This window comes from Spirillospora sp. CA-128828 (assembly GCF_050945415.1).
GTDB lineage: Bacteria > Actinomycetota > Actinomycetes > Streptosporangiales > Streptosporangiaceae > Spirillospora.
On sequence record NZ_CP191986.1, the window covers coordinates 5,658,107 to 5,676,665 of the forward strand.

At 70.0% G+C, this 18,559-nt stretch carries 15 protein-coding genes; 10 read left to right on the forward strand and 5 right to left on the reverse strand.

The annotated features are described in order from the left end of the window. Positions 1–79 precede the first annotated feature (79 nt). From mmsA to ACQPXG_RS27610, 5 genes are all read left to right on the forward strand, one after another. Positions 80–1,651: a multiple monosaccharide ABC transporter ATP-binding protein gene (gene mmsA / locus ACQPXG_RS27590; protein WP_433470061.1), complete on the forward strand. Its 1,572-nt coding sequence runs from the start codon at positions 80–82 to the stop codon at positions 1,649–1,651. Beyond that, entirely contained in the window at positions 1,648–2,967 is a 1,320-nt protein-coding gene (mmsB, locus tag ACQPXG_RS27595) for a multiple monosaccharide ABC transporter permease (RefSeq protein WP_433462021.1), read from the forward strand. Before mmsA ends, mmsB begins: the two co-directional genes overlap by 4 nt. Before the next feature lie 48 nt (positions 2,968–3,015). After that, positions 3,016–4,116: a substrate-binding domain-containing protein gene (locus ACQPXG_RS27600; protein ID WP_433462022.1), complete on the forward strand. Its 1,101-nt coding sequence runs from the start codon at positions 3,016–3,018 to the stop codon at positions 4,114–4,116. A gap of 70 nt (positions 4,117–4,186) precedes the next feature. After that, on the forward strand, positions 4,187–5,362 hold the full coding sequence (manA, locus tag ACQPXG_RS27605; protein ID WP_433462023.1) for a mannose-6-phosphate isomerase, class I: 1,176 nt from the start codon (positions 4,187–4,189) through the stop codon (positions 5,360–5,362). A gap of 275 nt (positions 5,363–5,637) precedes the next feature. Continuing rightward, a complete protein-coding gene (locus ACQPXG_RS27610) occupies positions 5,638–6,657 on the forward strand; it encodes a Ppx/GppA phosphatase family protein (protein ID WP_433462024.1) in 1,020 nt (339 codons plus the stop codon). Between the two features lie 31 nt (positions 6,658–6,688). Here ACQPXG_RS27610 and ACQPXG_RS27615 read toward each other — a convergent pair whose 3' ends face one another. After that, complete coding sequence (locus ACQPXG_RS27615) at positions 6,689–7,663, reverse strand: AraC family transcriptional regulator (RefSeq protein WP_433462025.1); 975 nt, start codon at positions 7,661–7,663, stop codon at positions 6,689–6,691. Positions 7,664–7,704: 41 nt separating this feature from the next. On the opposite strand from ACQPXG_RS27615, the gene ACQPXG_RS27620 reads away from it, so the two are divergent. Beyond that, the gene (locus ACQPXG_RS27620; RefSeq protein WP_433462026.1) at positions 7,705–8,487 is read left to right on the forward strand and encodes an SDR family oxidoreductase; all 783 of its coding nucleotides are present in this window, start codon (positions 7,705–7,707) and stop codon (positions 8,485–8,487) included. Further along, positions 8,484–8,864: a nuclear transport factor 2 family protein gene (locus tag ACQPXG_RS27625; RefSeq protein ID WP_433462027.1), complete on the forward strand. Its 381-nt coding sequence runs from the start codon at positions 8,484–8,486 to the stop codon at positions 8,862–8,864. Before ACQPXG_RS27620 ends, ACQPXG_RS27625 begins: the two co-directional genes overlap by 4 nt. A gap of 53 nt (positions 8,865–8,917) precedes the next feature. Here the strand turns inward: ACQPXG_RS27625 and ACQPXG_RS27630 are convergent, their stop codons facing one another. Next, positions 8,918–9,565 carry a TetR/AcrR family transcriptional regulator gene (locus ACQPXG_RS27630; RefSeq protein WP_433462028.1) on the reverse strand — a complete coding sequence of 216 codons (648 nt, stop codon included), beginning with the start codon at positions 9,563–9,565 and terminating at the stop codon, positions 8,918–8,920. Positions 9,566–9,747: 182 nt separating this feature from the next. Between ACQPXG_RS27630 and ACQPXG_RS27635 the strand changes: the two genes are divergently transcribed. Beyond that, the gene (locus ACQPXG_RS27635; protein ID WP_433462029.1) at positions 9,748–10,134 is read left to right on the forward strand and encodes a VOC family protein; all 387 of its coding nucleotides are present in this window, start codon (positions 9,748–9,750) and stop codon (positions 10,132–10,134) included. A gap of 66 nt (positions 10,135–10,200) precedes the next feature. Here the strand turns inward: ACQPXG_RS27635 and ACQPXG_RS27640 are convergent, their stop codons facing one another. Beyond that, the gene (locus ACQPXG_RS27640; RefSeq protein WP_433462030.1) at positions 10,201–11,247 is read right to left on the reverse strand and encodes an MMPL family transporter; all 1,047 of its coding nucleotides are present in this window, start codon (positions 11,245–11,247) and stop codon (positions 10,201–10,203) included. Positions 11,248–11,325: 78 nt separating this feature from the next. Continuing rightward, a complete protein-coding gene (locus ACQPXG_RS27645; RefSeq protein ID WP_433470062.1) occupies positions 11,326–11,520 on the reverse strand; it encodes a DUF5999 family protein in 195 nt (64 codons plus the stop codon). Positions 11,521–11,650: 130 nt separating this feature from the next. Here ACQPXG_RS27645 and ACQPXG_RS27650 point away from each other — a divergent pair, with 130 nt between their 5' ends. Continuing rightward, on the forward strand, positions 11,651–12,076 hold the full coding sequence (locus tag ACQPXG_RS27650) for a response regulator (RefSeq protein ID WP_433462031.1): 426 nt from the start codon (positions 11,651–11,653) through the stop codon (positions 12,074–12,076). Between the two features lie 19 nt (positions 12,077–12,095). On the opposite strand, the gene ACQPXG_RS27655 is transcribed toward ACQPXG_RS27650, so the two are convergent. After that, complete coding sequence (locus tag ACQPXG_RS27655; RefSeq protein WP_433462032.1) at positions 12,096–12,740, reverse strand: response regulator; 645 nt, start codon at positions 12,738–12,740, stop codon at positions 12,096–12,098. Positions 12,741–13,042: 302 nt separating this feature from the next. Between ACQPXG_RS27655 and ACQPXG_RS27660 the strand changes: the two genes are divergently transcribed. Continuing rightward, positions 13,043–18,433: an AAA family ATPase gene (locus ACQPXG_RS27660; RefSeq protein WP_433462033.1), complete on the forward strand. Its 5,391-nt coding sequence runs from the start codon at positions 13,043–13,045 to the stop codon at positions 18,431–18,433. Positions 18,434–18,559: the final 126 nt, after the last annotated feature.

The following is an 18,559-nucleotide window of genomic DNA, read 5'->3' on the forward strand; positions in this document are numbered from 1 at the left end:
GTGGCGGGCTGCGGAGCAGGGGGCATCGGGCATGAATCCCGCCAAGGACACGAGCCCCGGCAAGGACGCCGGCCCCGCCATGGACGGCGATCGCGTCACGGACGCGGGCCCCGCTCCGGTTCTGCTCGAGATGCGGTCGATCACCAAGACGTTCCCGGGCGTGACCGCCCTGGCGGACGTCAACCTGGCAGTCCGCACCGGCGAGATCCACGCCATCTGCGGCGAGAACGGCGCAGGGAAGTCGACCCTCGTCAAGGTGCTGAGCGGCGTCCACCCGCACGGCACCTACAGCGGAGAGATCGTCTACCGCGACAAGGAGGTCAGGTTCGGCGACATCCGCGCGAGCGAGAACGCCGGCATCGTGATCATCCATCAGGAGCTCGCGCTGGTGCCGGGGATGTCGATCACCGAGAACGTCTTCCTGGGCAACGAGCCGCGACGGGGCGGCGCGATCGACTGGAGGGGCGCGCGCCACCGCGTTCTGGAGCTGATGGAGCAGGTGGGCCTCAAGGAGGACCCTGACGCGTTCGTCAGCGACATCGGCGTCGGCAAGCAACAGCTGGTCGAGATCGCCAAGGCGTTCGCCAAGGACGTGAAGCTGCTGATCCTGGACGAGCCGACCGCGGCCCTGAACGAGACCGACTCGCGGCACCTGCTCGACCTGCTGCGCGAGTTCAAGCGGCAGGGCATCACCTCGATCATGATCTCGCACAAGCTCAACGAGATCGCGGCCGTCGCCGACTCGATCACGATCCTGCGCGACGGGCGGACCATCGAGACGCTCGACGTCCAGGCCGACGGGGTCGACGAGGACCGCATCGTGCGCGGCATGGTGGGCCGCGAACTGAGCGGACGGTTCCCCGACCGCACCCCCGCCATCGGCGAGGTGTTCTTCGAGGTCCGTGACTGGAGCGTGCGCCACCCCGTCTCCGCCGAACGGCTGGTCTGCAGGAACTCCAGCTTCACCGTCCGCCGCGGCGAGATCGTCGGCTTCGCCGGCCTCATGGGCGCCGGGCGCACCGAACTGGCGATGAGCCTGTTCGGCCGGTCCTACGGGGTCTGGGAAGGCGGGCACGTCTACAAGGACGGCAAGGAGGTCCAGCTCAAGACGGTCGCCGACGCCATCAAGAACGGCCTGGCCTACGTCAGCGAGGACCGCAAGGCGATCGGGCTCAACCTCCTCGACGACATCAAGACCTCGGTCGTCGCCGCCAAGCTGTCGAAGATCGTCCGGCGCGGCGTGATCGACAGGGTCCGGGAGCACAAGGTCGCCGACGAGTACCGCCAAAGCCTGCGGATCAAGACGCCGACGGTCGACGAGGGCGTCACCAAGCTCTCCGGCGGCAACCAGCAGAAGGTCGTCCTGGCGAAGTGGATGTTCACCGATCCGGACCTGCTGATCCTCGACGAGCCGACACGCGGCATCGACGTCGGCGCCAAGTACGAGATCTACGGGATCATCCAGCGGCTTGCCAGCCAGGGCAAGGGGGTCATCATCATCTCCTCCGAGCTTCCCGAGCTGATCGGCCTGTGCGACCGGATCTACACGGTGTTCGAGGGGACCATCACCGGCGAGGTGCCGCGCGGCGAAGCCGACCCCGAACTCCTCATGAAGCAGATGACCTCTACCAAGAAGACGGCGACGCCATGAGCCGATACCAAGAGCTGAAGAAGAACCTCTTCGGGGGCACCACGTCCAACGCCCGGCAGTTCGGCATGATCTTCACGCTGGTGGCGATCGTGCTGCTGTTCCAGGTCCTCACCGACGGCCTCACCCTGACGTCGGGCAACCTCATCGCGGTCGTCAGCCAGTACTCCTACATCCTGATCCTCGCCGTCGGCATGCTGATGGTGATCGTCGCCGGCCACATCGACCTGTCGGTCGGCTCGGTCGCCGCGTTCACCGGCATCATGGTCGCCAAGGCGATGGACGAGCACAATCTGCCGTGGCCCGCGGCGATCGCGTTCGGCCTGCTCGTCGGCGCCGCCATCGGCGCCTGGCAGGGCTTCTGGGTCGCCTATGCGGGGGTGCCGGCGTTCATCGTCACGCTGGCCGGGATGCTGCTGTTCCGCGGCGCGAACCAGTACGTCGGCAACGCCGACACGGTGCCGGTGCCGGAGGGCTTCCGCAAGATCGGCGCCGGCTTCCTGCCCGAGGTCGGGCCCGACACCGGCTACAACAACCCCACCCTGCTGCTGGGCCTGGCCGCCTGCGTCGCGGTCGTGTGGCGGGAATGGCGCGCCCGGCAGGTACGGCAGCAGATGGGCGCGGATCTCACCCCGCTGTGGGTCTCGGGGATCCGGCTCGCCGTGATGCTCGGCGTCATCATCTTCGCCACGCTGCGCTTCGCCGGCGGCCGGGTCGGCACCAGCCTGCCGATCTCCGGCATCATCCTGGCCGCCCTGGTGATCGCCTACTCGTTCTACACCCGCAACGCCGCCGGCGGCCGGCACATCTACGCGGTCGGCGGCAACGCCCGCGCCGCCGAACTGTCGGGCGTGAAGCTCCGCCGGGTCAACTTCCTCGTCATGACGAACATGGGGATCCTCGCCGCACTGGCCGGCATGATCTTCGTGGCGCGGTCGGCCGCCTCCGGCCCGCAGGACGGCCTGAACTGGGAGCTCGACGCGATCGCGGCGGTGTTCATCGGCGGCGCCGCCGTCTCCGGTGGGCTCGGCACCATCAGCGGCTCGATCATCGGCGGTCTGGTCATGGCCCTGCTCAACAACGGCCTGCAGCTCGAGGGCGTCGGCTCGGACCGGGTGCAGATCATCAAGGGCCTGGTGCTCCTGCTCGCCGCCGCGCTGGACGTCTACAACAACAAGCAGGGCCGCTTCTCGGTCTTCGGATCGATCATGCGTCCGTTCAAACGCGACGACGGGACGTCGCCGCCGGACACGATCTCACCGCCGTCTGGCGAGGCCGACACGGCCGATAAGGCGGACAAGGCCACGGCCACCGGCTGACCACGGCACCACCACCCCTCGCAAGACACTGAGAAAGGCCACCCGACAATGCGCTCACTCTTTACCAAGACCCTCGCGGTCGGCGCGGCAGCCATGCTCGCGCTCACCGCCGCGTCCTGCTCCAACGACCGAGAAGGCTCGGACAGCGGCGATGGGGGCAAGGGCTTCGCCAAGGACTCCCTCATCGGTGTCGCGCTGCCCGCCAAGACGTCCGAGAACTGGGTCCTGGCCGGCGACCTGTTCACCAACGGCCTCAAGCAGGCCGGGTTCAAGGCCGACGTGCAGTACGCGGGCGCCTCGACCACGGTGGCCGACCAGCAGGCCCAGATCTCCTCGATGGTCACCAAGGGCGCGAAGGTCATCGTCATCGGCGCGACCGACGCCGCGCAGCTGTCCACCCAGGTGGCGCAGGCCAAGCAGTCCGGCGCGATCGTCATCGCCTACGACCGGCTCATCACCAACACCAAGGACGTCGACTACTACATCGCGTTCGACAACTTCAAGGTCGGCCAGCTGCAGGGGCAGGCCCTGCTGGACGGCATGAAGGCCAAGAAGCCGAAGGGCCCGTGGACCATCGAGCTGTTCTCCGGCTCGCCGGACGACAACAACTCCGCGGTCTTCTTCAACGGCGCGATGAGCGTCCTCAAGCCGCTCATCGACAAGGGCGAGGTCAAGGTCGGCTCCGGCCAGACGAACATCAAGCAGACCGCCATCCAGGGCTGGAAGGCCGAGGGCGCGCAGCAGCGCATGGACTCGCTGCTGACCTCCACCTACAGCAAGAAGAACGTCGACGGCGTGCTGTCGCCGAACGACACCCTGGCCCGCGCGATCCTCACCTCGGTCAAGGGCGCCGGCAAGCCGCTCCCCGTCGTCACCGGCCAGGACTCCGAGGTCGAGTCCGTCAAGTCGATCATGGCCGGCGAGCAGTACTCCACCATCAACAAGGACACCCGCAAGCTCGTCGGGGAGACCGTGAACATGGTCAAAACCCTCCAGGGCGGCGGCAAGCCCCAGATCAACGACACCAAGTCCTACAACAACGGCGCCAAGGTCGTCCCCGCGTACCTGCTCCCGCCGGTCATCGTGACCAAGGAGAACGCCGGCCAGGCGTACGCCACCGACCCCAAGCTCGCCCCGCTCACCAAGTAAGCGCCTGAACGGTCCGGCGGGACGCGGGTCCCGCCGGACCGTTCTCCATCGACCTGCAGACCCTGACGAAATGCACACTGGCACGCAGCTCTACCGGCTGGACAACCCCGTACGCGACTACGCGTGGGGCTCACGGACGACCATCGCGGACCTGCAGGGCAGGCCGTCCCCCACCGCCGCCCCCGAGGCGGAGGTCTGGATCGGGACGCATCCGGCCGCGCCGTCCAGAATCGCCGGCGGAAACGACCTCCTGAAGGCGATCGAGGCGGACCGGGCCGGCCTGCTGGGCCCCGCACACGACCGCCTCCCGTTCCTGCTCAAGATCCTCGCGGTCGCCGAGCCGCTGTCGATCCAGGTGCACCCCGATGCCGACCAGGCCCACCGCGGATTCGCACGGGAAGAGGCGCTCGGAATCCCGTTCGACGCCCCGACGCGCAACTACCGCGACGACTGGCCGAAGCCGGAACTGGTCTACGCCGTCACCACCTTCGACGCGCTGTGCGGCTTCCGCGCGCCCGAGGCGGCCGCGCGCCTGCTGCGCCGCCTGGACGGTCCCCGGCTGCGACGCGTCGCGGACATCCTGGAACAGGGCGGCTCCGAGGCGGCGCTGGGCGCACTGAACGAATGGCCGGTCGCGGACCGTCCCGCCCTGGTCGCCGAGATCGGCGAAGCCGCGGTACCGGGCGGCGGCCCCGACCCCGCACACCGCGCGGCCGCAATGATCGCGACCCACCACCCGCAAGACCCGGGGGTCGTCGCATCCCTGCTCTTCAACCTGATCACGCTCCGACCCGGCGAGGCCCTCTACACGGCTCCGCGCACCATCCACGCCTACCTGCGCGGGACCGCCATCGAGATCATGGCCTGCTCCGACAACGTGCTTCGCGGAGGCCTGACCGGCAAGCACATCGACCAGTCCGAGCTCACAGCCGTCACCGACTTCACCCCGACGCGGCCTGAAGTGCTGGAGCCGCGCACCCTGGCGACGGGCGAGGAACTGTACGTCACTCCCGCCCCGCAGTTCCAGCTGACCAGACTGCGCCCACGCCCGCACATCGGCATTCCGGCCCCCGGTCCCAGCGCGATCCTCTGCATTGAGGGCGTCCTGCACGTGACGCGAGGTGACGCCACCGAACTCCTCAGCCCGGGCGAGGCCCTGTTCGTGCCGTACGAGGGCGCCGGCCCACTGGTGGTCGAGGGCGGAGGGCTGGGATTCCGCGCATCCGTCCCGTGCGGCCGGAGTTGAGGCCCCGCCCCTCACATTCGAACGGAGGAGGTGGGGGGCGGGGCCGGCCACCCGGCATCGCTCCCAAGACGCGGGTGACCCTTCGGCGGCGGACGGAGGGGGTGTTCGCCACCGGTATCTCCCACAGCGCATTTGCTCGCCGGTATGTCACGCTGCTCGGCAAGCTGCTCCGGTCGGTCGCCCGATTCGTAGCGCACACAGGTTCCGTAGCACCGAGCCAACGCTGTGGCGTGGCGTCGGGGACTGGTCGTGGGGAGGCGGGGTAAAGGCGCTGCATGGACGAGTCCCCCCTGCGCCTCGGCGTGCTCGACATCGGTTCCAACTCCTCCCATCTGCACGTGGCCGACCTCTCCGTCGGCCACGCGCCGCGGCCGGTCCGGTCGGTGAAGAGCGCCGTGCGGCTGGCCGAGGCCACCGACCGGCGCGGCGTCATCGGCCGTCCCGCCGTCGGCCGGCTGATCGCCGCGGTGCGGGAGGCGACGGCCGCGGCCGCCGCGCTCGACGTCGGCGAGCTGGTCCCGTTCGCGACGTCGGCGCTGCGCGACGCCGCCAACCGCGACGACGTGGCCGCCGAGGTCCGCGCCGCGACGGGTGTCACCCTCGGCTTCATCACCGGCGAGCAGGAGGCGCGCCTGACCTTCCTCGCCGCCCGCGGCTGGTACGGGTGGTCGGCAGGGCCGATGCTGCTCGCCGACATCGGCGGCGGCTCCATGGAGCTGGCCTACGGCGCGGGACGCGAGCCGGAGATCGCGCTGTCGCTGCCGCTCGGCGCCGGCCGCCTCACACGGCACCACCTGCCGCCGTCGCCGCCCGTGCGCAAGCGCACGCGCAAGGCGCTCCGCGCGCACGTCAGATCCGTGCTCGCCGAGGCGACCACGGAGATCGCCGGACGGCCCGCGCCGGTCCTGGCCGTGGCAACGTCCAAGACCTTCACCCAGCTCGCACGGCTCTGCGGGGCTCCCAAGGCGAAGGCCGGCCCTTACCGCCAACGACATCTCCACCGCGACGAGCTGCACCCCTGGATCCCGAAGCTGGCGAGACTGCCGGACAAGGAGCGGGCCCGGCTGCGCGGAGTGAAGGCGAGCCGCGCCCACCAGATACTCGCCGGCGCCATCGTGGCCGAGGCCATCATGGACGTGCTCGGGCTCGACCGGCTCACCATCTGTCCCTGGGCACTGCGCGAGGGCATCGTCCTGCACCGGCTCGCCGAACTGGCCGAAGGCCAAGGGCCCTGCCTGTCCCCCGGGCACCGGCCCGCGACCATGCACGATGCACGCCTGCACGCCGTCCCTTGAACGCGTCTACCAGGGCACCATTGACGTCGCGTCAATCCGGAACCGGCTCCGCGAGCCCACCCCGTGATCCACGGGGCACGGCCTGGTGCCGCGCTCGGCGGTATTCGCCGGGCGGGACTCCGTAATGGCGGCGGAACGCCAGGTGGAAGCCCACGGACGAGCGGTACCCGATCCGTTCGGGGATGGCCGCCAGCGGTGTCGCGGTCTCGCCGAGCAGCCGGGCCGCCTCCCGCATCCGCCGCCCGGCCAGGTGGCGGGCAGGCGCTTCACCGACCAGCCGGGTGAACGTCGCCGCGAACGCCGACCTCGACATCCGCGCCTCCCGGGCCAGCGACTCCAGCGTCCACGGCTCGGCGTACCGAGTCTGGATCACCAGCAGCGCCCGCCCGATCGCCGGATCGCGCAGCGCCGGGGGCATCCCGCCGAGGCGGTCCAGCGCCACTCGCAGCGCCAGCACGAAGACCAGCTCGAACGCGCGTAGCGCGGCCAGCCCCCCGCACCGCGGAGTCAATCCCTCCAGCGTCCCGGACAGCAGTGGCTCGGCGGCCAGCAGCGCACGGTCGAGCACGATGATCTCCGGCAGCGACCGGTACAGCGGCGACATCGCGGCGTCGTCGTAGTGGAGGCCGCCGCAGAGCAAATCGGTCATGGGGCCGGGGCCGTCCACCCGCACCTCGGTGGTGCTGCCCGCCGGGCGCCCGGGGAGCATCAGGTCCAGCGGAATCGTGGCGCGCCCCGGCCGGTCCGCCAGTTCGTGCGCCGTCCCGTGCGGGAAGACCGCCAGCCCGCCGGCGCCCAGCATGACCGGTTCGGACGTCCCGGGCATCGTGATCGCGCACTCGCCGGACCGCACGTAGTGCAGGATCGCGTTGCGCTCCCGGTCGCCCCGGAGCCCCCAGGGCGCCCGGGCCTCCCAGTGGCTGACGAACACGCCCTCCAGCCGCAGCGGAGCCAGCAGCTCATCAAGGAGATCTGCTGGACGATCATTAATCAGACCCGGGCTCATGTTTATGGAAGGTACTCGACGCCTCCGGCACGCTGGGCGCCATGACCGAGACATACCTGGTGATCGGCGCCACCGGCGCGCAGGGCGGGGCCGTCGCGAAGCACCTCGAACGGGACGGGCACGGCGTCCGGGGTTTCAGCCGCAAGAACGGCGACCTCGCCGACCCGGCGGCGGTGGGGGCCGCGTTCGAGGGCGTGTCCCGCGCATCGGTGACGCTGCCGATGGTGTTCGACCGGGACCGCGTGGCGCGATACGTGGACAACATCATCACCGCGGCCCGCCGGTGCGAACGGATCGTCCTCAACACCGGCAACCGCCTGCCGGCCGCCCCAACGTCCGTCGCCGCCTTCGAGACCAGGCGCGCCGCGGCCGACGCCCTGCTCGCCTCTGGCATCCCCGCCGTCGTGCTGCGACCACCCGTCTACCTGGAGAACCTCCACCCGGCCGGGGGCGTTCTGTCCTACCCGATCCCGCCCGGCCACCGGGTCGCCTGGCTCGCCCACGACGACCTCGGCGCCCTCACCGCCGCCGCTTTCGACCGCGACGATCTGGTCGGGACCTCGATCGACATCGGCGGCAAGGACGTCGTCACCGGCCCAGAACTCGCGTCCGTCTTCGGCGTGGAATACGTCTCCTTGGAGCCCGGCACGTTCCAGGCGGTCATGGCCCCGGTGATCGGCGAGGCGGCCGCGGCGGGAGTCGCGGACACCTACCGCTGGCTGTCCGCCCCCGAGAACGCGCGCTTCTACGACGGCGCCCCGGACAAAGTGGAGGCCCTCTTCGACGTCGAACTCACTCCGCTCCGCACGTGGGCCGCCCGATGAACGCCATCGACGAGGTCATCGAGCACCACCGCTTCATCGAGTCCTGGCTGGGCGGAACGGCGGCCGACCTGGGCGGCTTCCTCGACATGCACACGCCGGACTTCACCTGGTACGACCCTGACGGCGCCATGCTCACGCTCCCGGACCTGCGCGCCGCCATGGAAAGGGCCCACGGCACCGTACCCGGGCTGCGCATCCGGATTCGCGAACCGCGCGTTCTCCTGGACCGCGACGGCCTGACCGTCGTCACCTACGAGGAACATCATCCCGACAGCGTCCGCCGAGCCGTGGCGATGTTCGTACCCGCTCCGGAAGCCCGCAACGGCCTGCTCTGGCGCGGCCTCCACGAGACCTGGACGCGCCCCCAGGCCTCTTGAACATGTCGAGATCGGTGAAGGTGCCGATGGTCTGCGGGTCAGGCCGGGTGGGATCAAGCGGTGGCGTAGTCGGACAGGGCGGGTTCCAACAGGTCGAAGGCTCGGGTGGCTTCGGCACCGATGGTGCGGGCGATCTCGTCGTTGGAGTGTCCGGCGAGCGTGAGGGTCTGGATGCGCTGGAACAGGACGCGGTGGACGGTGCCCAGCAGGCCGGCGGCGGTCTGGACGGTGATGTCGTCGACCTGAGCGCCGGTGGCGTCGGCGAGGGCCCGGGCGAGGCGGTGTTCGCGCTGGTCGTGCAGGCCGCGCAGGCAGACGGTCAGCGTGGGGCTGTCGGCGATCATGCAAGCGAACTCCTGACCGGAGAACCCGGCGACCGGGTCCTGGACGGCGACCGCGCCGGTGAACGCGCGGCGCAGCGCGGCGAGCGCCGATTCCCCCGGGCGTCGCGTGGTGACAGCGTGGGCCAGGGAGGCGGCGAACTCCTCTTGGTGGTCCAGCGCCAGGTCTTCCTTGCGGGGGAAGTAGTTGGTGACGGTCTTCTTGGCGACGCGGGCGGCGGCGGCGATTTCGGCGATGGTCGTCTGCTCGAAGCCCTGGGCGATGAACAGCCGGGTCGCATGGTCGGAGATGAGCTGCCGGGTCTCCTGCTTCTTGGTCTCGCGCAGCCCGGCGGCAGGGACGGGAGTCTGGGTGGCCATGGGGCAACCTTACCCTCGTAGCATCTTTATGTTGACACCCGTTTGGGCCCTGGGCTAAATTTACGTCCGTCGCAAGTTTGCGCCGATGGAACGCTGAATCCAAGGGGGGCCCGCATCGTCCCCCGCCGCCGCAGCTACCGACCCGCAACCACGCGAACCGCCACCGCACCTGAAGGAGACCCGTGCAGTTCACCGCCTCCACCGTCTCGCTGACCGTCGACGACGTCACCGCCTCGCAGGAGTTCTTCACCAGTCACCTGGGCTACACCGTCCAGCAGGCCGCCGACGGCTTCGCGTCCCTGACGCGGCCCGACGCGTTCGACGTCGTCCTGCTCGCCCGCGGCATCCAGGTGCTTCCGCCCGAGCAGCGCGACCAGCGCGCCGGCGGCCTGATCCTGGCGTACACCCTCGCCGACGACCTGGCCGGGCAGGAGAAGCGCCTGCGCGACGCCGGAGTCGAGATCACCATGCCGCTGCGCGAGGAGCCCTGGGGCGAACGCCTGTTCCAGATCACCGACCCCAACGGCGTGGTCGTGCAGTTCGTCCAATGGGCCCAGGACACCGCCTGAGCCCCTCCCCCGCGATTCCCCAGGTCGGCCACCCGAGGCGCTGTCAGCCGTCGGAGTCGTGCAGCCTCAGAGCTGGGATCTCAGCACGTCGATCTCGCAGCCTGGCGCGAAGGGGTCGAAGCCGTGCTCGACCAGCCAGCGGACCGCCTGGAGGCTTCGCAACGACCACCACGCGCGGACCACGTCGAGGTCGACGCCGGTGCCATAGCCGGCGACGACGTCGCCAAGGTGCTCCTGGTGTCCGAGCGTCAAGGTGGCGAGGTCGAACAGGGCATCGCCCTGGCCCGCATCGGACCAGTCGAGCACGCCGGTGACGGCCGACCCGGCGGTGCCGACGGCCAGCCCGGCTGCCTCCTGCGGCTCGCGGCCCCGGGCGCGTTCCTCGCGGTAACGGGACACGACGAACAGGGCGTAGTCGATCCCGACCGCCAGGCCCAGCATCATGGCCAGCGTGCCGGTATTGGTGGACAGGCCGAGCGCGTCGGCCAGCGCCGTGATCGACCCGAAGCTGATCCCCACGCCCAGGGTCGCGGTCAGCAGCGGCAGCCCGGCCCCGGCCAGTGACCCGAATGTCAGCAGCAGCAGCACGACGGCGGCCACGGAGATGCCGATGATCTCGGCCACCCCGCTGAGTCCCGTGTTGTCCAGCGCGTCGCCGCCGGCCTCCACGGTCAGCCCAGCGTCCCTGGCCTGCTCGGTGGCCTTCTCCACCGACTCGCGGCTGGCGTCGGTGACATCGCTGGACGGCACCTTGTAGGTGACGGTCACGTACGCCGTCGAGCCGTCCTTGCTGACCGCGTCCGATTCGAACGGGTCCGCGGTGTTGGCGACCTGCGACCCGCCGGCCAACTCGTCCACGGCCTTCTCGATGGCCGCCTTGTTGGCCGACGCGGTGACCTTCTGCCCGTCGGGCGCGACGAACACCACCCGGGCGGTGGCACCGTCGGCCGTGGCCCCCGGGAACCGCTGCTCGATCAGATCGAATGCCTTCGGCGACTCGATCCCCGGCATCGAGAACTTCTCATCGGAAGCCCCCGGAGCCTTGAGGAACGCCCACCCGACGGCGACCAGGACGGCCACCCACAACAAGGCGACGTAGCGTCGCCTGGTCAAATCGGGTGCCACCCGTCGTCGTACGCCTGCCGACAATCCCGGCTACTCAAAACGCGTACTTACGCCGGCGCCGACCCCTCAGGCGGCGACCAGTACCTCCGCACGGTGCGGTGGGACGGCGTGACCGTCGGGGAGCAGCTCACCGGTGTCGTCGAAGACGACGACACCGTTGCAGAGGAGGCTCCAGCCCTGTTCGGGGTGTGCGGAGACCACACGGGCAGCCGCGTGGTCGTACGCGCTGGCGGCCGGGCATTGTGGCTGGTGCTGGCACACGGTGTTCACTCCATTGCTTGCTTGGATGCCGATGTCCTCAGCCTTCGCCATCAGGGGATGGTGTGTCTTCGCAGGCAGCCGCCAACCCCGACCACCTGCTGGCGGTCTCCGGATATTCCGGCTAGCCGCAATGCGGGCTCCCCCGTCCGGGCGGCAGGCTGCAGACGTGGCTATTCGTTGTCTCCTCGTCGACGACAACGATCGCTTTCTCGGAGTCGCCCGCGCTGTGCTGGAGCGAGAAGGCATCGTTGTCTCCGGCGTCGCGTCCACCATCGCGGAGGCTCTCGCGCAGACGGAGAGGCTATGTCCTGACGTGGCCCTCATCGACGTCGATCTCGGCGGTGAGAGCGGCTTCGATCTGGTGGAGCGGCTCGCCGAACTGCCACCGTCGTGGCGGCCGAGCACGATCCTGACCTCCTCGTACGCCGAGGCCGACTTCGCCGACGTGATCGCTTCCTGCCCGGCCGCCGGATTCGTTACGAAGCCCGAGCTGTCGGGCTCGGCCATCGAACAGGTCCTCGGAGCCGCGGGTGACGGCCCGGCGGGGGGCGGCTGAGAACACCCGGGGAACCGCGCTACCGGGTTTCAAGGAATTTGAGGACCGCGAGCACCCGCCGGTGGTCGTCTTCGGTTTCGGGCAACTGCATCCTGGTGAGGATGCTGCGCACGTGCTTCTCGACCGTGCCCTCGGTGATCCACAGCCGGTGCGCGATCCCGGCGTTGGACCGGCCCTCCGCCATGAGGGCCAGCACTTCGCGTTCCCGTCGGGTGACCGATTCCAGCGGATCGTCCCGGTGATGGGCGGTGATCAGCTCCTGCACCAGCCCCGGGTCGACGACCGAGCCTCCCTGCGCGATCCGCTCGACCGTCTCGACGAAGTCGGCGACATCGGTTATCCGGCTCTTGAGCAGGTAACCCACACGCTGTCCGGCGGCGAGAAGCTCCATCGCCTCTTCCACCTCGGTGTGCGCGGACAGGAGAAGGATCCCGATCCCGGGATGCTCCTTGCGGATGACGCGGGCCGCGTCGAGCCCTTCCGTCGAGTAGCCCGGGGGCATGCGGATGTCGACGATGGCGAGGTCGGGTCGCTGCTCGCGGACGATGCCGAGCAGCCCTGTCGCGTCGCCCGCCTGCCCGACGATCTCGAAGCCTGATCGTTCGAGCAAGCTGGCGAGACCTGCGCGTAGCAGGACGTCGTCGTCTGCCAACGCTATGCGCATTGAAACTTCTTTCACCCCCCTCGCCACCTGAGAGTAAGGCTACTTGTTTCGAGCATCACGCGGCAGTTGCCAGGGTGAGAGCCGGCAATGCGAGAGCACAACCGCCGCCACCGAATTTGTGACCTAGGCGAACGATTTACAGTTCCTGTACTCAGACATAGTTTTCATTTGCTTTCACATAGGTGTAACCAGGCTATGAGGTCGGACCGTGTGTGGAGGTGCCGATGAGGACAGGCGGAATGCTGCAGGGTCGAAATCCGCCCGCTCGGGCCGAAACAGTGCACGAGAGCGAACGCACGCGCGTGACTCGGCTCTTCTTCCCCGGACGCACGGTCATCCGCAAGGAGCCGCTGGGGCCGGACGCGCAGCGACGCCTGCACCATGAGCTGGCGATGCTGGACCGGCTGCGCGATGTCGGCGGTGTCGCGCAGCTGGTGAAGGCGCCGCAGTATCCGGGGTCGATCGTGGTGGAGGACGTCGGTGGCACCAATCTGGCCGGGCTGGCAAAGCCGCTGGCCGTCGACGACCTGATCGGGCTCGCGGTGGAGCTGGCCCGGGCGGTGGCGGGGATGCACCGCCGGGGGGTTATGCACCGGGACATCACTCCCGCGAACATCGTGATCTCTCGCGACGGCGCCCCGTACCTGGTGGACTTCGCCTTGGCCACCTCCTTCACCGGGATTCGCCCCGAGTTCACCCACCACACCGAGATCGTCGGGACGTTGGCGTATCTAGCGCCGGAGCAGACCGGGCGTACTGGCCGCTCGGTGGATCAGCGTGCCGACCTGTACGCGTTGGGCGCGACGTTGTACGAGCTGGCGACGGGGGAACCGCCGTTCGGTTCCGGAGACCCGCTGCGGCTCACCCATGATCACTTGGCTCGTGTGCCGGTGCCGCCCGCCGAGGTGAACCGGGTCCTCCCGGGGCCGCTGTCGGCGATCATCATGCATCTCCTGGAAAAGGAACCGGACAACCGCTACCGGACCGCGGAAGGCCTGATCTACGACCTGGAGCGGTTGCGGGACCCCCGTGCACGCCCGACCGCTACCGCGTTGCGGGTCGGTGAGCGCGATTTCCCGCTGCGGCTGCTGCCGCCATCGCGGCCGGTGGGACGCGACGATGAGGTGGCGGCGCTGGAGGCGGCATTCGAGGACGCGATGTCGGGTCGCTGTCATGGGGTGCTGATCAGCGGTGCGCCGGGGGTCGGTAAGACGTCGTTGGTCGATGAGCTGCCGATGGTGGTGACGGACCATGACGGCTGGTTCGTGAGGGGCAAGTACGACCCGTACCGGCGGGATCTGGAGTTCGACGCGATCAATCAGGCGTTTCGGGCGTTGGGTCGGCTGTTGCTGGCCGAGCCGGAGGAAGAACTGGCCGACGTCCGCGAACGGATCCTGGAGGCGGTCGGCGCGAACGCCGGTCTGCTGACCGCGGTGGTGCCGGAGTTCGCGGCGCTGCTCGCGGTGCCGCCGGATCCGGGGGATCCGCTGACCGCCCAGGTGCGCGCTCAGCGAGCGGGCGTACAGTTGTTGAGGGCGGTCGCCTCCCGGGAGCGGCCGGTGGTGTTGTTCGTCGATGACCTGCAGTGGGCGGGGCGCACCCCGGTCGGCTTCGTTGATCTGGTGCTGAGCGAGGAGCCGTTCGACGGCCTGTTGCTGGTGGCCGCGTACCGTGAGGACGACGTGGACGTGGCGCATCCGCTGGCGGCGCCGCTGTCCCGGTGGCGAGGACAGGCCGGAGTGCGGCACCTGCGACTCGCCAGCCTGCCCCTGCCGAGCCTCGTCACCATGGTCGCCGAGATGCTCCACATGGGCCGGGCGGCGGCCGCGGGGTTGGCCGAGGTGATCGCCCCGCACACGTCGGGCAATCCCTACGAGACCGTGGAACTGCTCAACGCGCTGCGCCGCGACGGTGTGCTGGCGGGGACGGCCGCCGGGTGGCGGTGGGACGGGGCGGCCGCACGCGCTCACCTGGGCGAGTCAGAGCTGACCGGGCTGCTGATGGCGCAGGTCGAGGCCATGCCGGCGGCGTCCCGGGCGATGGTGGAGGCAATGGCGTGCTTGGGCGGGCGAGCCGGCCTGAGCCTGTTGCAGGCCGCCACCGGCGATCCGGCAGCCGAGGTGGATCAGCGCTTGGCGCCCGTCCTCGACGCGAGTCTGCTGGTCATGGAGCCCGGCCCGCGCGAAGCGGTGTCGTTTCGCCACGACCGGATCCGCGAAGCGATCCTGGGCGGGCTGGACGCGCAGCGGCGACGCACCCTGCAACTGGCGATGGCGCGGCGGCTGGCCAAGATGCCGGAGTTGTTCGCGGTCGCGGCGGAGCAGTACCTGCCGGTGGCAGACGTGGTGGACGACGCCGCGGAGCGCCGGGTGGTGGTGGGGCTGCTGCGGCGCGCCGCCGACCAGGCGGCTTTGATCGGAGACCATGCGCTGGTGAACGCGCTGTTGGCCGCTGCGCTGCGACTCGCCGACCCGAGTGAGGTCACCACGCTGGTCGAGTTGCACACCGGCCGCCACGCCGCCTTGTTCAACCTGGGACGCCTGGACGAGGCGGACCAGGAGTACCGCACGATCGAGGGGCTGTGCACCACCACTCTGGAGCGTGCGGACGCCACCTGCGTGCAGATGCTGAACCTGACTCATCGGAAGCGCTTCGCAGACGCGGTCGTCCTGGGCATTGAGTCGCTGCGTGAGCTGGGCATCGCCGTTCCGGCAGCGGACCGGCTCGCCAATGAACTCGACGGCCAGTTCGACTATCTCTACCGGTGGCTGGACCACACCGAAGCCGCGGACGATCTGGCTCGGCCCGACATCACCGAGCCAAGGCTGCTCGCGGCGACCCGCCTGCTCAACGCGGTCCTGCCGGCCGCCTTCCTCGTCCCCGACCCGGTCACGCACGCCTGGCTGAGCCTGGAGGCGGTGCGAATCTGGTTCGAGCACGGCCCGTGCCGCACCCTGGTCGGCCCCGCCGGCATCGCCTCGTTCGCCGCCATCGCGCTGCGCGGCGACTATGCCGCGGGGTACCGGGCATTGCGCCGGTTCCTGGATCTGGGCGAGGCCCGCGGCTATGAGCCCGACACTTCCCAGTTGCGTTTTCTTTTCGCCATACAGAGCTGGTGCTTCGAGCCGGCCGAGAACGGTGTCCAGGAAGCACGGCGGGCCCGCGAGGGACTGATCGCCGGTGGCGACAATGTCAACGCCGGCTACACCTTCTTCACGACCGTCAGGGGACTGCTGGACTGCGCGCCATCGCTGGACGGCTTGGTGGCCGAAGTTGAGGCGGGCCTAGCCTTCGTACGGCGCACAGGGAACGAGCAGACCCGCGAGTCGCTCGACAGCTACCTCTGGTTGACCGCTGTGCTTCGCGGCGAAGGCCGAGCCCCGGTCGGTGAGGCGCTCCCCATCGACAGACATGCCGGCAATCCAGTGGCGCTTCTCTACGAACACATCTGTCACGCGGTCGCCGCCGCCGTCCTCGACGATCCCGTCGCTCTGACGCGGCACACCACGGCGGCGATGCCGTTGCTGACGGCCGACATGGGCAGCTACCCGGCCGCCACGGCATACCTGCTGCGCGGGCTGGCCCTCGCCGGGCAGGCGCGCACCGCGCACGGCGACGAGCGCGGCGGTCTGCTGTCCAAGCTGGACGATGTGACGCGGTGGCTCGGCGCACGCGCCGCGGACGCGCCGGTGAACTTCCTCCACCTGCTGCGACTGGTCGATGCGGAGCGGGCATGGGCCGTCGGCGACTTCCGAGCCGCCGTCCTCGCCTTCGACGCCGCGCGGCGCGAGGTCGCCCAGCGTCAACGCCCATGGCACCGGGCCTTGATCGCCGAACGCGCGGCCCGCTTCTACCTCGCGCATGGCGCCGAACACACCGGCTACGATCTTCTCGCCCAGGCCCGGGAGGACTACCTCGCATGGGGGGCGACCGCGAAGGCCGCCCAACTGGACTGGGCCTACCCGACGCTGCGGCCACAAGCCGACACGACGGGCGGGCCCCGCGGCGAGCGGTCCGATGATCTTCCCCATCACCGCTCCATCGTCACGACCGGGACGATCGACCTGCTCGGCATCCTGTCGGTATCGCAGGCGCTGAGCTCGGAGACCAGTGTCGAGGGGCTGCATCTGCGCGTGGCCCAGGTACTGCGCGCGATGACCGGCGCCACCGACGTACATCTGCTGCTGTGGAGCGCCGACCGGCAGGTCTGGCTGTTGCCGACCCCCGGAAGCGACGGCGCCGTCCTCGCCGGCGGCCCCGGTCAAGGACGCGCGGTCCCGATGTCGGTACTGCGATACGCCCAGCGGATGCGTGAGCCGCTGGTCGTGAGCGACGTCATCAGCGACGACCGTTTCGCCCGCGACCCCTACTTCACCGGCATCACCCACTGCTCACTGCTGGCCCTTCCCATCCTCAACCGGGGCACGCTGCGAGCGCTGCTGCTGCTGGAGAATCGCCTCATCCGCAGCGCGTTCTCCACCGAACGGCTCGACGGTGTCAAGCTCATCGTCGGCCAACTCGCCGTCTCCCTCGACAACGCCCAGCTGTACGCCGGGTTCCGCCGGATCGCCGACGAGCAGACCGCCTTGCGGCGGGTGGCGACGCTGGTCGCCCGCGGGGTGGCACCGGATCACGTGTTCACCGTGGTGGCCGAGGAGGTCGGCACGCTCTTCGGCGCCGACGGCACGGCGATCATGAGGTTCGAGCCGGACCGGGAGGCGACGCTGATGGGCGGCTCCGGATTCACGCACTCCCCACCGGGTTCGCGCGGCAGGCTCGACCCCCGCACGGCCATGGCGTCGGTCCAGGCCACGGGTCGCGCAGCTCGCCGTGACGTGGACGAGCCGACGCCGGCGAGCCTGACCGAGCCCCTCTTCGAGGGAGTCCGCTCCGCGGTCGCCAGCCCGATCGTGGTCGAGGGTCACGTCTGGGGCGTCATGGGCGTCGGGTCACGGCGCGAACGGCTGCCCAAGGACACGGAGCAGCGGCTGGCCGACTTCACGGAACTCGTCGCGACCGCCATCGCCAATGCGGAAAGCCGGGCCGAGCTCACCATGTCGCGCGCCCGGATCGTCGCCACCGCCGACCAGACGCGCCGGCGTTTCGAGCGGGATCTGCACGACGGCGCCCAGCAGCGGCTGGTCTCACTGGCTCTGCAACTGCGCGCGGCGCAGGCGGTGGTGCCGCCCGAGCTCGGCGAGCTCGGCGCGGAGCTCGGCCACGCCGTCGCCGAGACGAGCGACGCGCTGGACGAGCTGCGCGAGCTCGCGCGCGGCATCCACCCGGCGATCCTGGCCAAGGGCCTCGGCCCGGCCTTGCGCACGCTCGTCCGCCGTGCGCCGATCCCGGTCGACCTCGACCTGTCGGTGCAGGGACGGCTGCCCGAGCATGTCGAGGTCAGCGCGTACTACGTCGTCGCCGAGGCACTGACCAACGCGGCCAAGCACGCGGGCGCCTCGGCCGTCACGGTCACTGTCGAAGCCGACACCGCGGCCGCGGTCCTCCACATGGCGGTCAGCGACGACGGCGCCGGTGGCGCCGACTTCACTCACGGCACCGGCCTGGTCGGACTCAAGGACCGTGTGGAGGCGCTCGGCGGTGGAGTCTTCCTCGACAGCCCGCGTGGAACGGGGACGACCCTGCGCGCGGAGCTCCCCCTCACCACCACGAACGGCGGCGTCGCCTCCCGCTAGTGCTGCGCAGCGCAACCGTCTTTGTGCGGTTGTGACCGGCGGCGTTCGCCCTGGTGAATGCCTGGCCCCTCTGGGCCGGCGGTGCTCGTCGTGGCGCGCCGGGAGGCCGTCCGGTTGCAGGAGACC